Below are 18,752 nucleotides of genomic sequence, written 5' to 3' on the forward strand. Positions count from 1 at the left end.
CCTCGGTGTCCGGCATCGTACCGGCCCCCAAGTGCCCGCATGACACCGGCTTTCTCGCGGGCGCCCCGCCAGGCAAAACCGGGCGGATCGCTCCGCCCGGCCGGTTTGCTTTGCACGGGCGTCAGCCCCGGCTCAGCCCTTGTGGTGCACCTGCTGCAGCCCGTAGACCGGCGTCGGGATGCCCTCCATCCGCGCTTTCAGCTGCAGCGACAGGAACTGCGAATAGTGGCGCGACTGGTGCAGGTTGCCTCCATGGAACCACAGCGCCTCTTGCTGCGTCGGCTTCCACATGTTGCGCTGCTCGCCCTCCCAGGGACCGGGGTCCTTGGGCGTGTCCGAGCCCAGCCCCCAGACCTTGCCGACCCGGTCGGCGGTCTCCTGGTCGATCAGGTCGGCGACCCAGCCGTTCATCGAGCCGTAGCCGGTGGCGTAAACGATGACGTCGGCCGGCACCTCGACGCCCGTGTCGAGCCTGACCGAGTTCTCGGTGATCTCCTCGACCTGGCCGCCGACCAGCTTGATCTTGCCGTCGATGATCAGCTGCGAGGCGCCGATATCGATGTAATAACCCGATCCGCGCCGCAGGTATTTCATGAAAAGCCCTGACCCGTCCGTGCCGAAATCGAGCTGGAAACCGGCCTTTTCCAGCGCTGCATAGAACTCGGCGTCGATCTCGCGGATCTTGTCGTAAACCGGCTTCTGGAACTCGTGCAGGATGCGGTAGGGCAGGGAGGCGAAGATCAGGTCCGCCTTCGCCGTGGTCACGCCGTTTTCCACCGCCTGCTCGGAATAAAGCGCCCCCAGCCCGTGCTCCATCAGGGGTTCGGAGCGCACGATATGGGTCGTCGAGCGCTGCACCATGGTGACGTCGACGCCCGCCTCGTAGAGCGCCGCGCAGATGTCATGGGCGGAGTTGTTGGAGCCGATGACGACGACCTTCTTTCCCTTGTAGCCGTCCGGTCCCGGATGCCGCGAGGAATGGTGCTGCTCGCCCTTGAAGCGCTCAGTGCCCTTGAAGGCGGGGATGTTGGCCTTGCCCGACATGCCGGTGGCAAACACCAGCTGCTTCGGCCGCAGCACCACCGTCTCGCCGTCGCGCTCGACGGTGACGGCCCATTCCTTCGCCGCCTCGTCCCATTTCGCCGAACTGACGGTGGAGCGGGTCCAGTAGTTGAGCTCCATCACCTTGGTGTACATTTCCAGCCAGTCGCCGATCTTGTCCTTCGGCGCGAAGACGGGCCAGTTCTTCGGGAAATCGATATAGGGCAGGTGGTCGTACCAGACCGGATCGTGCAGGCAGAGCGACTTGTAGCGCTTGCGCCAGCTGTCGCCCGGGCGTTCGTTCTTCTCCACGATGATCGTCGGCACGCCGAGCTGGCGCAGCCTTGCCCCGAGTGCGATGCCGCCCTGGCCGCCGCCGATGATCACGGTATACGGCTGCACCGTGTAGCCGAGCGTCGCGGCCTCCTCCTCGCGCTCCTCCTTCCATGTCCTGGCACCGGGATTGGAGCCGTGTTTCGCCCCGAGCGGCCGGGTGAAGCCGGCCTTCTCCTCGTGCCCCTTCAGCTCCGCCATGGTGGTCAGCAGCGTCCATATCTGCCCGTGCCGCAGCCGGATCAGCCCGTAGCCGCGCGCCGCGCCGGTCTCGAAGGTGATCCACGCCTCGGTGATGCCGTCCGCCTCGCTTGCATCCTCGCCGGGCGCAACCTTCCAGTTCGTCGGCCGGGTCTGCGACAGTTGCGATTGCAGCATGTCGCGCACCTGCTCGCGGCCCTCCACCGTCTTGATGTTCCAGGTGAAGGTGACGAGATCGCGCCAGTAGCAATCCTCGGCGAACATGCCGGTCGCCTCGTCGATCCGGCCCGCTTCAAGGGCCGCGCCGAACGTGTCGAGAAAGGCCTGCATGCGGGCCGTGGGTGTCTTGTCGAGCATTGATGGTCCTCCCGTTGCTCAGTCGACGAAAAGGGCGCTTCTCCCTCGCCCGTGCCGTTTCCCCGGCAAGCGGCGTGCCAACTTGCATGCAATGGGCAAGCTCATGAAAATCAACGGCTTGCACGGTCGTTCGCAGGAACCGGCGCAGGCGATGCGCCACACCTGTTGCAGGGCTTGCAACACCTCGCGCCCCGGCCGGCGCCCGCTTTGCCGCCACTGCCGGCCGGCCGCACGCCGCGGTGTCGTGGTTCGCGGCCCGGTTTGCGGCCCGGTTTGCTGCCCGGTCTTTCGCGCCCGTCTTCTTGTCGCCGCAGTCTTCTATATGATATTTGTCGTATGATTGATTGGGACGGCATTCCTCCCCGCCGTTCGCATCGCCATCCCCGACCGCGTTCTGCGGATCGCTTTCCGACACGCCTTTCTCGCGAGACTTCAGGACATGACCGACAAGACCGGATACCGGCCGCTCTACCAGCAGGTGCGCGATCTCTTCCAGACGCGGATCGCCGACGGCACCTGGCAGGCCGGCGGCAAGCTGCCGAGCGAGCAGGCGCTGGCCCGGGAACTGGATGTCAGCCACGGCACGGTGCGCAAGGCGCTGGACGAACTGGCAGCGCAGAAGCTGGTCGAGCGCCGCCAGGGCACCGGCACCTTCGTGCGGGCGGTGACGCCGGAGCGCTCGGTGTTCCAGTTCTTCTACTACACCCGCCCGGGCGGCGACCGGTTGATGCCCGAAGTGGTCGACACGCGCACCGGCATGGGCGCGGCCAATGCGCTCGACCGCCGGCAGCTTCGCCTCGCCGATGGCGCGCAGGTGGTGCGCATCGACCGGCTGCGCGGTTTCGACGGCGCGACGACGCTGATCGAGCGGATGGTGCTGCCGCTCGACCGGTTTCCGGGCCTTGCCGCGCGCCACCTGCCGAACGCGCTCTACGCCATGTATCACAGCGATTACCGGGTGCTGGTCTCCGTGGTGACGGAGGAATTGCGGGCCATCGCGGCGGAAACCGACGATGCCGCGCTTCTGGGGGTATCGCCCGCCACGCCATTGCTGGCCATCGACCGCATCGCCTATGATCTCGACGGGATCGCCGTCGAATGGCGGCAGACACTTTGTCTGACGCGAGACGTGGTCTACTCGGTGACCCAGCGCTAGGTGACTGGTGACGGGACGGGCCCGGACAAGAAAACAAGGCGGGAGGACGCGGATGATCAACCAGCACACTCTATTCAAGCAGTCCTGCCATATCGGCGGGCTGTGGACCCATGCCGACAGCGGCGCGGTGATCGAGGTCAACAACCCGGCCACCGGCGAGATCATCGGCACCGTGCCGCGCTGCGGCCGGGCCGAGACGGCGCGCGCCATCGAGGCCGCCTATCTCGCCTTCCAGGACTGGAAGATGACGACGGCCGAAGAGCGCGCCAGCCTGATGCAGGCGCTCTGCGATGCCATCCTCGACAATCACGATGCGCTGGCCGAAATCCTGACCACCGAGATGGGCAAGCCTTTGGCCGAGGCGAAAGGCGAGATCGCGCTCGGCGTCAAATATGTGCGCTTCTTCGCCGAGCAGGCCAAGCGCATCGACGGCGACATCATTCCCTCGCCCTGGCGCGGCAAGCGCATCCTCGTCACGAAGGAGCCGGTCGGCGTCGCCGGCGCGATCACGCCCTGGAATTTTCCCCACTCGATGATCTCGCGCAAGCTCGGCGCGGCGCTTGCCGCCGGCTGCACCATGGTGATCAAGCCGGCCAGCCAGACGCCCTTTTCGGCGCTTGCCTTCGGCGCCCTTGCCGAGGAGGTCGGCTTCCCGCGCGGCGTCGTCAACGTGCTGACCGGATCGGCTGCGGAGATCGCGGCGGAGATGTGCGAGAACCCGCATCTGCGCAAGATCACCTTCACCGGCTCGACGGAAGTGGGCAAGAAGCTCGCCTCCAACGCCACCGCCCACATGAAGAAGATCTCGATGGAGCTTGGCGGCAACGCGCCCTTCATCGTCTTCGACGACGCCGATCTGGACGCTGCCGTGGAAGGGGCGATGGTCTCCAAGTTCCGCAACTCGGGCCAGACCTGCGTCTGCGCCAACCGCATCTACGTGCAGGACCGCGTCTATGACGCCTTCGCCGAAAAGCTCGCCGCTGCGGTCGCCGGGCTGAAGGTCGGCAACGGGCTGGAAGAGGGCGTCACGCAAGGCCCGCTGATCGACGGCAAGGCGGTCGAGAAGGTCGAGGAGCATATCCAGGACGCGGTTGCCAAGGGCGGCCGCGTCGTTTCCGGCGGCAAGCGCCACGCCAATGGCGGCAGCTTCTTCGAGCCGACGCTGGTGACCGGCGTCACCGCCGACATGAAGGTGGCGCGCGAGGAGACCTTCGGGCCGCTCGCCCCGCTCTTCCGCTTCGAGACCGAGGACGAGGCGGTGGCGCGGGCCAACGACACGGAATTCGGCCTTGCCTGCTATTTCTACACCAAGGACCTCGGCCGGGCCTTCCGCGTCACCGAGGCGCTGGAATACGGGCTTGTCGGCGTCAACGAGGGGCTGATCACCACCGAGGTCGCGCCCTTCGGCGGGGTCAAGGATTCGGGTGTCGGCAACGAGGGCTCGAAATACGGCGTCGAGGACTACCTCAACATCAAATACGCCTGCATCGGCGGGCTGGGGATGTAGCTCCCGCCGTATTCTGCGCATGCGACGAAAGGGCCGTCCTCCGGGGCGGCCCTTTTGCGTTGCGGGATGGCGGATCTTGATGTCGCTCATTCCGGCACCGCCGCTCCGCTCGTCCTCCCGGCCGGAGCGCGAGCGAAGAGCCGGGACCGGGGAGCCCGGGCGAGTTGTGCCTCCCGGCCGCGCAGTGCCTCTCCGATCCCGGGTCGCGGCTTCGCCTTGCCCGGGAGGACGGCGGAGAGGTTTGCGACTGTGCCGGCCTGATCAGATCGCCCCTATCGGAATGGCGGCAAGCCGCAGGAGCAGGTGGAAATACTGTTCCAGCCCGGCAAGGACGATGCCCTTGCCGTAATGCCAGGCGATCCAGCCGAGACCGACAAGACAGATCACCGGCACCGTCCACAACAGGCCGAGACCAAGACTTGCCGCGATGGCATGCAGCGGGCTTTGCGGGGCCGCGTCGACCTGCCGCGCCAGCCAGCGCCGAACGGGGCGCGGGCACAGCCCCTGCAGGCCGATCAGGCTGACCATCCCGTGCAGCGCCGTCGGCAGGACGGTCGAGAACAGCATCAGATAGAGCCAGACATAGGCACCCGGCTCGACATGAATGCCGGCAAAAAGGGCGGAAAGGTCGACGAAGGGCACGCCGGCGAGCAGGTTGAGCCCGTGCACCGCAACGACGAGAACGGCCCCGAGCGCAAGAAACAGCAGGCAGGCGAGTGCCAGGTCCGCCAATCCCCAGAGAAGCGGCAAGGACGACCGCAGCCCGCGCCGGATCAGCGACAGGGTCAGCGCATAGGAGACGAGGTCGAAGAGCCCGTTCAGCAGCGGCAGCGCTGCGAGAAACAGGAACACGCTGCGATAGTCCTCCCGCACGACAGGCCAGCCCAGCACCAGCGCTGCGGCCGCGAGTGCGGCCAGCAGGGTGCAAGTCAGGAAAACGCGGGCAACTGCCTGCCTGCCGCGCCTGTCCATAAATGCGACTGCGACTGCGACTGCGACTGCGCCTGCGACTGCGCCTGCGACTGCGAATATGCCTACGAATGCGCCTGGGACTACGACTGCGCCTGCGAATACGAATGCGACTGCGACTGCGCCTGCGACTACGACTGCGCCTGCGACTGCGAATGCGACTGCGCCTGCGCCTGCGAATGCGAATGCGAATGCGAATGCGACTGCGAATGCGACAAGAAACAGCCAGTCCGAGGCCTTGGACCAACCAGGCTTCGGGCTGGCTGATGCCAGGATTTCGCCGATCTTGCCTGCTGCCAGGATCAACAGGGAGGCCACAAGCGCGGCGCGCGCGGGCCAGAATGCCGCCTCGGGCAGGACAGCGAGATTGCCGATCCTCCCTTCCGCGCCGGTGACGACCCATTGCCCGACCAGCAGCAGGATCGGATAGGCGACGGCCAAGAGCAGCGCCTTGTCATAAAGTCGCGTCGTCAGCGCCGCGCGAAACAGCAAGGGCCAGGAAGCCTTGTCATCGGCCGGATCGCAGAGCCGGCCCCAGATCCACAGAACCCCGCCGCGCGTCAGGCGGGTATAGATCTGGGTGTAGTTCGAGTGCCGCAGCGTTCCGGCAAGAAAGCTCCGCTTCTCCGTATCGGACAGCATGACGGCGGCAAGCAGCCAGAGTGAGAGCCATATTACCGCCAAGCTCGCAATCAGCACGGGAAGTATCGCGAACATGGCAACGGCAAGCGCGATAATCGCGATGACTGCCGCAACTGTGCCAAGGATGGGCCCGAGATGGCTGTCTTCCGCTTGCAATGCCGCTCCTCAAATGCCTGTCCCGGCCTTGCTCCCGGGGCGGCGGCCGTTCCGGGGCGGAACGCATGCCTGCCGAGCCGGCCGGGAGACGCGGCGGGTGAAATCGCTCAGAACCAATAGGCGGAGGACAGGGACGTTGCGCCCTCAAGCGAGCGCAAGACGTCCGGCCCCCCAACGGCCGCAAGACTAGCATGGCGGCCGGGTCGCGCAATCCGCAGCGTCGCCGTACAAGCTTCAGGGACGCGTGGCGGCGCGGACGATTCCCCCGGCGGCGCGGCCCGCTTCCTCCGCATAGGCGGCATCGCGATGCACCAGCATGGTGGAGAAGGCCCCGTCCATCAAAAGCACCACCTGGCGGGCGGTGGCGGCCGGGTTCTCCATCCCGCTTCCGGCAAACTGCCCGGCAATCCAGTCCTCGAACTTCTTCTTGTGCCCGGCGCCGATCTTCATCGCCGGATGGCCCGGCATGTTGGCCAGTTCCGCCGCCGTGCGCAGGAAGCCGCAGCCCTTCCACTTCGGATGGCGGGCGGAGCGGGCAAGCTCGGTGAAGATCGCCTCGACCTTGTCGGCGAGATCGCCCTCGGCGCGGCCGAACCATGCGGCGAAGAGGGCAAGGTTGGGCTGGTCGCGGGAGGCGAGATATTCGGCGACGAGGTCGTCCTTGCTGCGGAAGTGATAGTAGAGCGTCTTCTTGGTGACGCCGGCCTCGTTCGCGACCGCGTCGACGCTCACTGCGCGGATGCCCTCCCGGTAGAAGAGCCGGTTCGCCGCGTCGACAATCCGCTCGCGGGCCGGTTTTTCGCCGCGCGTCTTCGCACCGGCTGCCTTCGTGCCTGAACTGGCCGGCCCGGACCCGCCCGCACCTGTGCCGCCCGCTCCGGTGCTGCCCGCTCCCTCGTTCCGGCTCCCGGTTTCCTGCTTTGCCGCGCTCATTCCGTATCCCGCATGTATACTGACCAGTGAGTATGCATGCAGCATGCCCGCGGCTAGCCTTGCCGTCAACGTCGACACCAACGGAAAGGCACGTCCCATGCAAGACACCGTCCTCTATGAAAAGACCGGCCGCGTCGCCCTTTTGACCCTCAACCGGCCGGAGAAGCTGAACGCCCTCGACTACGCCACCAACGACCGGCTGCTGGCGCTGCTCGACCAGATCGAGGAGGACGAGGCCATCGGCGCGGTGATCATCACCGGCGCCGGCGACAGGGCCTTTTCCGCCGGCGGCGACATTCACGAGTTCACCGAAAGCATCAGGCGCGGCACCGAGGAGGCGGTGCGCGAGTTCTGCCGCCGCGGCCAGCGGATGACCGCCCGCATCGAGGCCTTTCCCAAGCCGGTGATCGCGGCCGTCAACGGCATCGCCTTCGGCGGCGGCTGCGAGATCACCGAGGCCGCGCATCTGGCCATCGCCTCCCAGAGCGCTGTCTTCGCCAAGCCCGAGATCAACATCGGCATTCCCCCGACCTTCGGCGGCACCCAGCGCCTGCCGCGCCTGGCCGGACGCAAGCACGCGCTGGAACTGCTGCTGACGGGCGACACGTTCGGACCCGGCCGCGCCTACGAGATGGGGCTGGTCAACGAGGTGGTGCCGGGGGAGACCCTGCTTGCATCGGCTTTCGGGATGGCCGGGCGCATCCTGCGGCACTCGCCTTTGGCGGCGGCGCGGATCATCGCGGCGGTGACGCGCGGCCTCAACACGACGATAGACGAAGGGCTCCTGATCGAGCGCGAACAGTTCGCCCGCATGTGCGCCAGCCAGGACGTGCACGAGGGGCTGGATGCCTGGATCGCCCGGCGCACGCCCGTCTACGCGGGGCGCTGACGACAACGCGGAGCGAAGGGGACGGAAGGCGGGAGGAGGGCGCACGCTCTCCTCCTTTGGCACGGGGCCCCCGATCCCGCCTTGTCGCCGCGCGCCCTCCCGTGCGAGCATGGCGGCGGGAGGAAAAGCCATGGTGTCGACGCTGTCGCACATCAGGGAGATCGAGCGTGTCGCCATGGGCGGCGCCAGCGGCCGCGACACGCCCGTCGTCCAGTCCTGGCTGCGTTGCCTCAACGACTACCGGCTCGACCCGGCCACCGCGCAGGAAGCCTATATCGTGCCCGACGGCACCCTGCGCGAGCATCGCGAGCAGGCCGGCGAGCTGATCCGCATCGGCCGCACCGGGCTGGAGACGCTGTTCAACCAGGTGGCGGAGCAGAAATACGTGCTGCTCCTGTCCGACGCGCGCGGCGTCACCGTCGAGTTCATGGGCGACCCGACCTTCGACAACCAGCTCCGCAAGGCCGGCCTCTATCTCGGCTCGGAATGGTCGGAAGACCGCGCCGGCACCTGCGCCGTCGGGGCCTGCATGGTCTCCGGCGAGCCGGTCATCATCCATCAGGACGATCATTTCGACACCAGCCATATCGGGCTGACCTGCACGGCCGCTCCCATCTACGACACGTTGGGCGACCTGAGCGCCGTGCTCGACATCTCGCAGCTTCGCTCGCCCACCGCCAAGGCAAGCCAGCAGCTGGCCTTGCACCTGGTCTGCGCCACCGCGCGGCGCATCGAGCTCGCCAACCTGATGCTGCGCACCCGCAACGACTGGGTCCTGCGGCTGTCACGGCTGCCGGATTTCCTCGATGTCGATCCCGATGCGGCAATCTCGCTCGACGGATCGGGATGTGTCACCGGCATGACCCATGGCGGCTTCAACGCGCTTGCGAGGGCGATGAACCTGACCTCCTTTTCCTCGCGCGACCTGATCGGCCGCCGCATCGACGCCTTCTTCGAGATCGATATCGACGACCTGCCGCGCTTCACCCGGGGGCGGCCCGACCGGGAGCGGGTGCTCAGGGCGCGCGACGGCTCGGCCTTCTTCGCCAGCTCCATCGCCCCGGTGGCGAGCGTGCGCGGTCCGCTTGCCGCCCGCCCGCGCCTGCCGCGCGCGCTTGACGAGCTCAGCCTCGGCGACCCGCGCATGGAGAGCCTTCTGGCGCGGGTCGCCCGCTTCGCCGACAGCGACATCCCGATCCTCGTTCATGGCGAGACCGGGACGGGCAAGGAATACCTGGCGCGCGCCATCCATGGCAGCCGCACGGCGGGCGGACCCTTCGTCGCCGTCAACTGCGCGGCCATTCCCGAGCACCTGATCGAGTCGGAGCTGTTCGGCTACGCCCCCGGCGCCTTCACCGGCGCCTCGACGCGGGGCAAGCCGGGCCTGATCGAGGAGGCGTCGGGCGGCACGCTCTTTCTTGACGAGATCGGCGACATGCCGCTTTCGCTGCAAAGCCGGCTGCTCCGGGCGCTGTCGGAGCAGGAAGTGCAGCCGGTCGGCGCGTTGAAGCCGCGCGCGGTCAACACCCGGGTCATCTCCGCCTCCCACCAGCAGCTGGAGCAACTGGTCGCCGACGGCCGGTTCCGCGAGGATCTCTACTACCGGCTCAATGCGGCCACCTTCACCCTGCCGCCCCTGCGCGAGCGGCTCGATTTCGACGCTCTGGTCGAGCGCATTCTCAAGCGCGCGGGTGAGGAGGCCGGCATCGCCTGCCGCCTGGACAATGCGGCGCGCCTTGCCCTGCGGGCCCATCACTGGCCGGGCAACCTGCGCGAATTGTCGAATGTGCTGAAGGTTGCCTGCGTGCTTGCCGAAGGCGGGTTGATCGATCTGGAAAGCCTGCCGGATGCGTTCCACCGGCCACCGGGGCACGTGGCGCGGCGCCCGTCGCCGCGCGCCGTCGCCGCGACGCCCGGGCGCGATATCCGGCGTGAGCTGGACGCCTGCGGCGGCAATGTCTCGGCGCTGGCGCGCAAGCTCGGCGTCGACCGCTCGACCGTGCATCGCTGGCTGAAGCGGAGCTAGGGCCGGGACCGGTTGAATTGGCCGGCATGGTCGCAACGTCCTGACTGAAACTTGACCTTTCCATTGCAGGGCCGGGACTCGACGCATGGGACTATTGACCTTCAGCATCAACGTCACCCTGGACGGCTGCGTCGACCACCGGGAGGGAATTGCCGACGACGAGACGCATGCCTTTTTCACCCGTCTCATGGACGAGAACGGGGCGATGCTGTGGGGGCGCGTCACCTACGAGATGATGGAGAGCTACTGGCCGGCCGTCGCCCGCGGCGAGGTGGAGGCGCCGCCGGCGATACGGGAGTGGGCGGTCAAACTGGAGGCCAAGCCGAAATACGTGGTGTCGTCGACGCGAAAGGCTTTCCGGTGGACCAATAGCCACCACATCGCCGGCGACCTGCGCACGGGCGTGCAGAGGCTCAAGGACGAGACCCCGGCCGGCGTGCTCGTAGGCAGCGGCAAGCTTGCGACCGAGCTGGACCGGCTGGATCTGATCGATGAGTACAATTTTCTTGTCCACCCCAGGATCGCCGGTCACGGGCCAACCCTCTACCAGAGCGGGCTGCCTGGCACGCGGCGGCTCGAGTTGATCTCGGCCACCCCGCTCCGCAGCGGTGCCGTCGCCATGCATTACCGGCGCGCCCGATAGGGGAGGCCCCGTTGAATTGGCGGACACAGGAGTCCGGTTGATCGGGCCCTCGCGCGGACAGCGGCTGCCTACTTCCCGAATTCGCGCTCGAAGAAGATGCCGGCCTTGGATTCGCCGTCCGCGCCGACCTCGCCGCGCAGCTTCAGCGACTTCGTCACGTCGATATCGACGGTGACCCGGCTGGAATCGCCGCTCGCGCCCTGTTTGACGCCAAGATAGATGTTGTCGCTGAGATACTTGCCGACGGCGAGCGACGGACCGCCCGTGCCGTCCGTCTCCACGTCGATGGCATCGACGCCGAGCGACTGGCGCAGCGCCCCGAGCGGGCCTTCGCCGCTGCCGCCGGTAAGCGCCAGCACGGAAGCGCCGAGCTGGGCGATCTGCGCCGGCGAAAGCTGGCTCATCGAGCGGTCGAACAGGAATTGCGCCAGCACCTCGTCCTGCGGCAGTTGCGGCGAGGAGGTGAAGGCGATCTCCGGCTTCTGTGCCTCGCCGGTGACGGTGATGGTGATCGCGGCGCTGCTCGCCTGTGTCGTCGCGGCGAAGTCGAGGCGCGGCGTCAGCGATCCGGTGAAGCCGACATCGCCCTTGGAGAAGGTGACGCGCCGCGTCAGCACCTGCATGAAACCGCGCCGCATCGAGAACGAACCGATGGCCTGCGGGTTGGCCGTGGTGCCGACCAGCCGCAACGTGCCGCCCATCTCCGCGTCGAGGCCGCGTCCGCGCACGAAGATGCGCCCCGGGGCGGAGACCGTCACGTCGAGGCGGATCGGGCTCGACCCGCCGCCGCCGTCGCCGCCGCTGTCGCGGGCAAGGGCGGCATCCTGGCGGCGCACCGCCTCGGGCGCGTTCACATGGGTGACCGAGACAGGATCGATGGCGCCGGGCAGGCTGCTGGGGATGGTGATGTCGGCCCGGGCGATGTTGACGGTTCCCGACAGCTGCGCCCCGCGCGCGGGGTCGGCGAGCGGGCCCGTCAGCTTGAGGTCCGCGCCGACATTGGCCTGGACGATGCGGCCGTCCGAATAGCGCCCCTCGCTGACCTTCACGCTGAGATCCGCCGGCATTCCGCCATCGAGGCCGATGCGCCCTTGCACCGACAGGGAGCCGCCGGCGGCGATGGCCGCACGGATGTTCTCGATGGCGATACCGCCATTGTCGATGCCGATGCTGCCGGAGAAGTCGCGCAGCGTCAGGCCGGAGGAAAGCTGCGTCACGCTCATGCCTTGCGGGCGCAGGGCGATCGTGTAGCGGGGCGCGGAGAAGGCGCCGCCGACCTTGCCGCTGACGGCAAGCGCGCCGTTGCCGGAAAATCCCGACAGGATCAGCTTCTGCCGGACGATGCCGAGCGGCACCTGGCCGGAAACCGAAACGTCGATGGCGCCCGGCGCGGCAAGACCGACGGGTCCCTGCGCCTTGATCGACAGGCCGTCGGCGCCGGTGATGTCCGTGGTCTGGGTGATGCGGTTCGCCCGCAGCTGGCCGGTCGATTTCAGCGCCACCGGCGCGATGCCGTTGTTGCGCAGCTGTGCGGCCGAGAGTTCGGCGAGCGAGACGCTCCAGTCGACCTCCGGCGCGGCCGGCGTGCCCCGCACGGTGACGGTCCCGCTGCCCGCGCCGGACAAGCCGACGCCCGGAGCGAAGGCATTGGCCAGCGACAGCGGCACGGAGGCGATCCTGGCGTCGAGCGCCAGCCGTTCGCCGCTGGCCGAGCCGGAAAGGTCCAGACGGCCTTCGCCGAGCCTGAGCGCCAGCGTGTCGATCAGCGCCCCGCCATCGGCGACGACGATCCGGGCGGGTTCGGCAACCCGCGTCGCCAGTCCGCCATAGCGTCCGTCGAGCGTCGCCAGCTTGACGACAAGCCCCGCATCCTGCGGTTCCAGCGTCGCGGTGAGCGCGATGCCGTCGGCATTGGTGCCATCGGAAAGCCGTGCATCGATGGAAATGTCGGTCGCGGTGCCGGCCGTCACGGCCGTTGCCTTCAGGTTCTGGATGGCGGTTCCGCCGGCAACCACGCCGGTCAGTTCGGCTTCGCCGGATAGCGCCGGCGCTGTCAGCGGGCCGGAGGACCTGCCGCGCGCCTCAAGCCGCGCGATGCGCGTTCCGGCCACCGCCAGATCCGTGCCGGAAAGGTTCAGCTGCGCGGACGGGTTGCCGCCGTCGCCGCGCGCCAGCGACAGTCGGCCGGAAAGCGCGCCTTCGAGTTCGGTGAGTGCCAGGGCGGAGAACTCCGAAAGCTCCGGCGCGTCGATGGTCAGTTCGCCGGTCAGCGTGCCGACGGCGTCCGCGAGATCGGCGACCGCGAAGCTGCCCGAGATGCGGTTCTCGCCAGCGCTGATCGCCACGTCGGGGATGGCGAGCCCGTTGCCCTCCGGCCGGATGTCGACCGCTCCTTCGAGGGCGTTTCCGTCAACGGTGCCATCGGCGCGCAAGGTCGCCGCGAGCGCGTCGCGCGCGGTCTTGGCGGAAAGCGAGACCTCAAGATCCGTGACCGGCTTGCCGGCGAGCATCAGGCGCGGCGCGCTGGCATTCGCCTCGACGTCCGGTGCGGCGGTCGCGCCCTTCGCCGTTCCCTTGAGAGTCACGGCCCCTGCGACACGCGGGTCGAACCGGGCAAGGTCTGCAAGCGCCAGGGTGAAGGCGGTGTCGATTTCCTCCGCCGACACGGAGCCGGTGACGCCGGCCTCGATGCCTTGCAGCGCCACCTGCGAGCCGTCGAGGTCGAGGCGCCCTTCGGCGGCATCGACCGTGCCGTTGGCGGCAAGCGACAGCGGCCCGGCGAGCATCTCCATGCCGTCTGCCAGCGGCTCCAGCCTTTTGGCGTCGAGCGCCAGCGTGAAGGGCAGCACGAGCGCGCTCGCCCCGGTATCCAGATCCTCGCCGGTGAGCCGCAGGGTCAGTCCCTCAAGCCGGGCTTCCGTCGTGGCGAGGCTGGCGGTGGCAAGCCTTGCCGTGACATCGAGCGCGTCCGGCGTGCCGCTGGCCCGGAATTCGAGTGTGGTCGCGCCGACGCTGACCAGACGGTCCGGGAGCTCCAGGCCGATCATGGCCCCTTCGCCGGCGGACAGGTGCAGCGTCGCCCCGGCCTCGATGCGCGACAGGTCGGGGCCCAGTTTCGCGGCGAAGTCGGAGCGGACCGTCGCGGTCGACAGCGTTCCCTCCACCTCGCGCGGGCTGAAACTCTCGTCGAAGCGCGCGGTCGCCGCGAGTTCGGTCCGGCCCATGACAAGCGCCGCCGCGATCGGCGGGGCAAGCGCGCCAAGCTCGCCGCCAAGTTCGGCGCGCAGCACCGGCGCGCCGCCGTTTTCGCGGGTCAGCCGTGCCGTGCCGGCGATTTCGGTGCGGCCGTCGAGCGACAGGGCAAGGTCCGCGCTCCAGTCGTCGAGCGGGCCGTCGCCTTTCAGCGTCAGGTCGAGCGCCGGCAGGCCCTCGATCTGCAGGAGCCGGGCGGCCAGTCCGCCGCGCGGTTCGCTCACCGTGACGTCGAAGGCGAGCTGGTTGGCATCGGGCGCGAAACGGAGCCGTGCCTCGACCGTGCCGCTCGTGCCGTCGATGCGCTGCACCGACAGGTTGGCGATGACGGTGCGCGGCGCAGCGTCGAGGCGCGCATCGGCGCTTGCCGAAAGCCGCATCGCCTCGCCGGCGACCGCTTCGCCGATGGAGATCGTCTCGACCCGCGCCTCGCCCAGCCGGAAGGGCAGGGCGGGAATGGACCCGCCGCCGTCCTCCGACGTCTCGCCCGGTTGCGGCAGGCGGGCGAGGTCGACCGAGCCGACCGTCAGGCGTTCGACGTCGGCTTGTCCCCGCAGCAGCGCGAGCGGATGCCAGTCGAGGGCGATGTCTTGCACGGAGAGATACGGTCCGGCCGCGTCGCTGACCTCTATCCCCGCAAGCCGGGTGTCCAGTCCCCAGGAGAGCGCGAGCCCGCTGATCTTGACGCCGCCCTGCGGGCCGGAGGCAAGGCCGTTGACGAGCCCTTCCGCCATCTGCCGGCCCGCCGAGGTCTGCAGCGCGGCGAGCGCGGCGACGGCGACGAGCAGCACGACGGCAATGATGCCGACGAGGGTGCGCAGGACAATGCTCAGGAAGGCGCGAAAGGGGCGCCGGGCCGGCTTCACGTCGGGAAGACCTCCGGGAACGGAAAATTTGATTCTTGCATCAGGATGTTATGACGCGGCGTTGAAGCGAAATCATGGCGAAGGGACCGGCGGCCTGAATCGGAATGTGAAGACATTGAATCGGAATCGAAGCGTGAAGGGATCGCGCCAGCCCACTGAAACGACTCGCGAAGTCCTTCCTGAATCAAAAATGCTGCAATTTCGAAATAAAATGCTGCAAGTTTTCGAAAATTCTTGTCCGGGATTGTTCAATCCGTGCCTCAGAAGGCCTGGCTAAGGCCCACATAGATGGCGAAATCCGGGTCGTCCTGCTCCGGGTTGAGCGGCACGGCGACGTCGAAGCGCAGCGGCCCGACGGGGGTAAAGTAGCGCAGGCCCGCGCCGACACCGACCTTCACGCCCTCCGAGAAGTCCGGATAGATCGCGTCGAAACTGTTGCCGGCATCGATGAAGCCGACCAGCCCGATCGTGTCGGTCACCTTCATGCGGACCTCCGCCGAGGCCTCCACGAAACTGCGTCCGCCGGTGACCTCGCCGGCAAGGCGCGGGCCGACATTGCGATAGGCATAGCCGCGAATCGAGCCGCCGCCGCCGGAGAAGAAGCGCCGCGCCGCCGGCACCGCGCGCACCGACGGAGCGATGATGCTGCCCGCGCCGAGCCGCCCGGCCAGGACGAATCGCTTGGCATCGTCGAGCGCCCGATAGGCGGAGACCTGCCCCTTGGTGAACAGCATGAAATTGCCGCCCTTGGCGTCGTAGGCCGGCTCGGCGAAGATGACGGCGTTGATGCCGCTGGTCGGGTTCAGCTTGTCGTCGCGGGTGTCGTAGGTCAGCTCGCCGATCACCCCGCCGAGCAGGTAGGTGCGGTTGCCGAAGACATCCTGCTCGTCGGCATATTGCAGCTCCGCCCCGACCCGCATCGACAGCCGGTCGTCGAACTCGCGGCGGACGAAGGCGTCGGCCGTAATGTTGCGGCTGCGATAGGCGTCGGGGATCTCCTGGCGGGCGCTGAGGCTGGTGGTGAAGCTCGTCAGAGGCCCGAATGCGCCCGGCTTCTCGAACGCGATACGGCCGGAATATTCGAGATCCGACAGGCTGTTGTCGCCGATGCGCCCGACAGATCCCTCGACGCTGAGCAACTCGCCGCGGCCGAAAAGATTGCGCCGTCGCCAATAGGCCTCGACCCCGAACCCTTCCGAGCTCGACCAGTTGGCACCGACACCGATCACGTTGCGGCCGCGCTCGGATACCTCGATGGTCATCGGCAGCAGCCCGTCCGGCCCGACCTTGTCGCCCGGCACAATGCGGATGGAGGAGAAGATGCCGAGTTCGCCCAGACGCTTGGTCGCCCGTTCGATCGCCGCCGGATCGTAGGGCGCGCCCTCGGGCAACATCGCGTGGGTGACGACGAAGTCCGGATCGGTCGCCTCGGTGCCGGTGACGGAGACCTGGCCGAAACGCGCCGCCCGGCCTGTCGCGACCGTCAGGCGGACGTCGAGCCGGTTGCTGTCGTGGTCGGCGACGATCTCGCGCCGGGCGATGCGGGCAAACGGATAGCCGGCCGCCTTCAGGTCGTTGACGATCCGGTTTTCGGCGCGCAGCACCTTTCCCGAATTCGCGGTCTCGCCCGGCACCAGCCCGTATCCGGTCGGGGTTTCGAGCAGGGCAAGGGCCTCGCCGCCGTCTTCCGCGTCAAGCTCGATGCGGCCGAAGCTGAAGAGCGGCCCCGGCATCACGCGGACCGTCACGGGCACCGGGCGCGGACCGGGCAGGGACGGCATCTGCAGTGCGTTTTCAAGCGACAGTCCGGCGACGCGAATATCGACCGTGCCGGCGTAGTAACCCTCGACATAAAGTCGCCCGACAAGCCGTTCGAAATCGGAGGTGGCCCGGGCGATCAGTCCTGCCTCGCCGGACGGCGGGCGCTCGACCTCGCTGACCAGCTCCGAACTTTCGGAGAGCTTGTCGCGCAGATCGTCCTCGTTGCCCGCGACTGTCAGCGTCGCAGTATACGGGAACGGGTCGGTGACGGGGATATCGGTCTCGGATGACGAGGAGCCGAACGGCAGCCAGCCGAACAGGTCGAGCGCACTCGCTGGCGCCGGCGCCAGGGCCAGGGCAAAACCGGCCAGAAGCGCGGCCGAAAGGCTGCGAAGTCCACGCTTGCGGCGCGTCGCACGTCCGGAGCCTGCCAGAAAACGCGGCAGGCTGTCATTTCGGATCCCGCATATACGCACGAGAGTTTCCGATCCTGGCGTGGTCGAACGCCCTTTCGTCACCAACGGTTTAGCGCCTCGAAGCTAAGCCCGAATGGTTGACCGGTGATAAACCGGCTGTTCCATTCCAACACAGTGGGTTCTGTTGATATGCCATGTTTCGCATGTTGTGACGAATCTCTGCAGGATCGGGTTCCAATTCGGCCTCCGCCGGCACGCTCCGCCCGGCAGCGGTAGCCGAAAGGTCGAGTTTGTTGAAATCACTTTCTGTTTGGTTAACCAATCGGGTAGAAAATGTTGCCGTTCGACAACAGGAATCGGGCTTGGCCGCTGTCTCTCGCATCCGCCTTGGACAGCCGCCGGAGCGGATGCTAACAGAAGCTTGCCTGTCGTGACCGGACAGTGAAAACCGAGGCCTTGATGCGTTTCTTGATCCCTGTTTTTCTTGCGTTTTCGCTCGCGGGCTGCGGCAGCCTGCCGGGGCAGGGGCCAACTGCGATCACCATCACGTCCGACGACATCGAGGGCGATGCGCTGCGCTCCGATTACGTTCTGCTGGCGCTCGACCGGTCCACGGTCGACACGGTGCACAATTACCGACCCAAGCCGTTCTCCCGTCATTTCGCCTCCGTGCCCGATCGCGGGCGCTCGACGCGCCTGGGGATCGGCGACCGCCTGGTCGTCACCATCTGGGAGGCGGCATCCGAGGGCCTGTTCTCCACCGCTGACGGCAAGCAGGTGTCGGTTCCCGTCGTCGTGGACGAAAGCGGCTATATCTTCATTCCCTATGCGGGGCGCATCCAGGCGAACGGCCTGTCGGTCGAAGGCCTGCGCGTCTCCATCCAGGAGCGCCTCAAGGGCAAGGCGATCGAGCCTCAGGTTCTCGTCATGGTCGAGGGCAACGAAAGCAGCGGCGTGGTCGTCGTCGGAGACGTGACCAAGCCCGGCCAGTACACCATGTCGGTCCGCGGCATGCGACTGCTCGAGGCGGTGGCGCGTGCCGGCGGCTCGCGCCAGGCGACCTACGAGACCGTCGTCACCGTCAAGCGCGGCAACAAGTCGGGCGAGGCACGTCTCGTCGACCTGATCGAGTACCCGGAAAACAACATCTGGCTGACGCCTGGCGACAATGTGCTCGTCACCCACAAGCCGCGTACCTTCTCCGCCTTCGGCGCGGTGCAGTCGACGCAGCTCGTCCCCTTCAAGACCGAATCCGTCACGCTGGCAGAGGGCCTTGCCCAGGTTGGCGGCCTCAAGGATTTCTTCGCCGATGCGGCCGGTATCTTCCTGTTCCGCTTCGAGGACCGCGAGCTTCTGCGCCGGCTGAAGGGCGATGAGGTGGCGAACAAGTTCGACCGTTCCCGCGTGCCTGTCGTCTACAAGCTCAACCTGCGCGAGGCCGAGGCATTCTTCCTCGCGCGCACCTTCGAGATGCGCGACAAGGACATCATCTACGTCGCCAACCATCCGACGGCGGAGTTCGGCAAGTTCCTGCAGATCATCGGGCCGCTGCTGTCCAGCGCCAATACGGTCAACGCGCTGACGACCAACTGACCGGCGCCGGT

The 18,752-nt window shown here is 67.6% G+C and carries 11 protein-coding genes; 6 read left to right on the plus strand and 5 right to left on the minus strand.

All coding sequences use genetic code 11. The features are described 5' to 3' along the window. Window positions 1–132 precede the first annotated feature (132 nt). The gene (locus ACQY46_RS12625; protein WP_428696391.1) at window positions 133–1,932 is read right to left on the minus strand and encodes an NAD(P)/FAD-dependent oxidoreductase; all 1,800 of its coding nucleotides are present in this window, start codon (window positions 1,930–1,932) and stop codon (window positions 133–135) included. A gap of 439 nt (window positions 1,933–2,371) precedes the next feature. Here ACQY46_RS12625 and ACQY46_RS12630 point away from each other — a divergent pair, with 439 nt between their 5' ends. Next, window positions 2,372–3,088, plus strand: coding sequence for a GntR family transcriptional regulator (locus tag ACQY46_RS12630; protein WP_428696392.1), 717 nt, complete (start codon window positions 2,372–2,374; stop codon window positions 3,086–3,088). A gap of 52 nt (window positions 3,089–3,140) precedes the next feature. Further along, complete coding sequence (locus ACQY46_RS12635; protein WP_428696393.1) at window positions 3,141–4,595, plus strand: NAD-dependent succinate-semialdehyde dehydrogenase; 1,455 nt, start codon at window positions 3,141–3,143, stop codon at window positions 4,593–4,595. 261 nt (window positions 4,596–4,856) lie between these two features. Here the strand turns inward: ACQY46_RS12635 and ACQY46_RS12640 are convergent, their stop codons facing one another. Beyond that, the gene (locus tag ACQY46_RS12640) at window positions 4,857–6,362 is read right to left on the minus strand and encodes a hypothetical protein (RefSeq protein ID WP_428696394.1); all 1,506 of its coding nucleotides are present in this window, start codon (window positions 6,360–6,362) and stop codon (window positions 4,857–4,859) included. Between the two features lie 234 nt (window positions 6,363–6,596). Beyond that, window positions 6,597–7,295, minus strand: a complete 699-nt coding sequence (locus ACQY46_RS12645; RefSeq protein ID WP_428696395.1) for a TetR/AcrR family transcriptional regulator — start codon at window positions 7,293–7,295, stop codon at window positions 6,597–6,599. 97 nt (window positions 7,296–7,392) lie between these two features. On the opposite strand from ACQY46_RS12645, the gene ACQY46_RS12650 reads away from it, so the two are divergent. The 3 genes from ACQY46_RS12650 (at window position 7,393) to ACQY46_RS12660 (ending at window position 10,853) form a co-directional block, all read left to right on the plus strand. After that, window positions 7,393–8,184: a crotonase/enoyl-CoA hydratase family protein gene (locus ACQY46_RS12650; protein WP_428696396.1), complete on the plus strand. Its 792-nt coding sequence runs from the start codon at window positions 7,393–7,395 to the stop codon at window positions 8,182–8,184. Between the two features lie 130 nt (window positions 8,185–8,314). Next, window positions 8,315–10,210 carry a sigma-54-dependent Fis family transcriptional regulator gene (locus ACQY46_RS12655; RefSeq protein ID WP_428696397.1) on the plus strand — a complete coding sequence of 632 codons (1,896 nt, stop codon included), beginning with the start codon at window positions 8,315–8,317 and terminating at the stop codon, window positions 10,208–10,210. A gap of 85 nt (window positions 10,211–10,295) precedes the next feature. Beyond that, window positions 10,296–10,853, plus strand: coding sequence for a dihydrofolate reductase family protein (locus ACQY46_RS12660; RefSeq protein WP_428696398.1), 558 nt, complete (start codon window positions 10,296–10,298; stop codon window positions 10,851–10,853). A gap of 68 nt (window positions 10,854–10,921) precedes the next feature. Here ACQY46_RS12660 and ACQY46_RS12665 read toward each other — a convergent pair whose 3' ends face one another. Beyond that, entirely contained in the window at window positions 10,922–14,971 is a 4,050-nt protein-coding gene (locus ACQY46_RS12665) for a translocation/assembly module TamB domain-containing protein (protein WP_428696399.1), read from the minus strand. 260 nt (window positions 14,972–15,231) lie between these two features. Further along, window positions 15,232–17,208: an autotransporter assembly complex protein TamA gene (locus tag ACQY46_RS12670; RefSeq protein ID WP_428696400.1), complete on the minus strand. Its 1,977-nt coding sequence runs from the start codon at window positions 17,206–17,208 to the stop codon at window positions 15,232–15,234. Between the two features lie 399 nt (window positions 17,209–17,607). Here ACQY46_RS12670 and ACQY46_RS12675 point away from each other — a divergent pair, with 399 nt between their 5' ends. After that, complete coding sequence (locus tag ACQY46_RS12675; protein ID WP_428696401.1) at window positions 17,608–18,741, plus strand: polysaccharide biosynthesis/export family protein; 1,134 nt, start codon at window positions 17,608–17,610, stop codon at window positions 18,739–18,741. The last annotated feature ends 11 nt before the right edge of the window (window positions 18,742–18,752 follow it).

The organism is Stappia sp. (assembly GCF_965276915.1).
Taxonomy (GTDB): domain Bacteria; phylum Pseudomonadota; class Alphaproteobacteria; order Rhizobiales; family Stappiaceae; genus Stappia.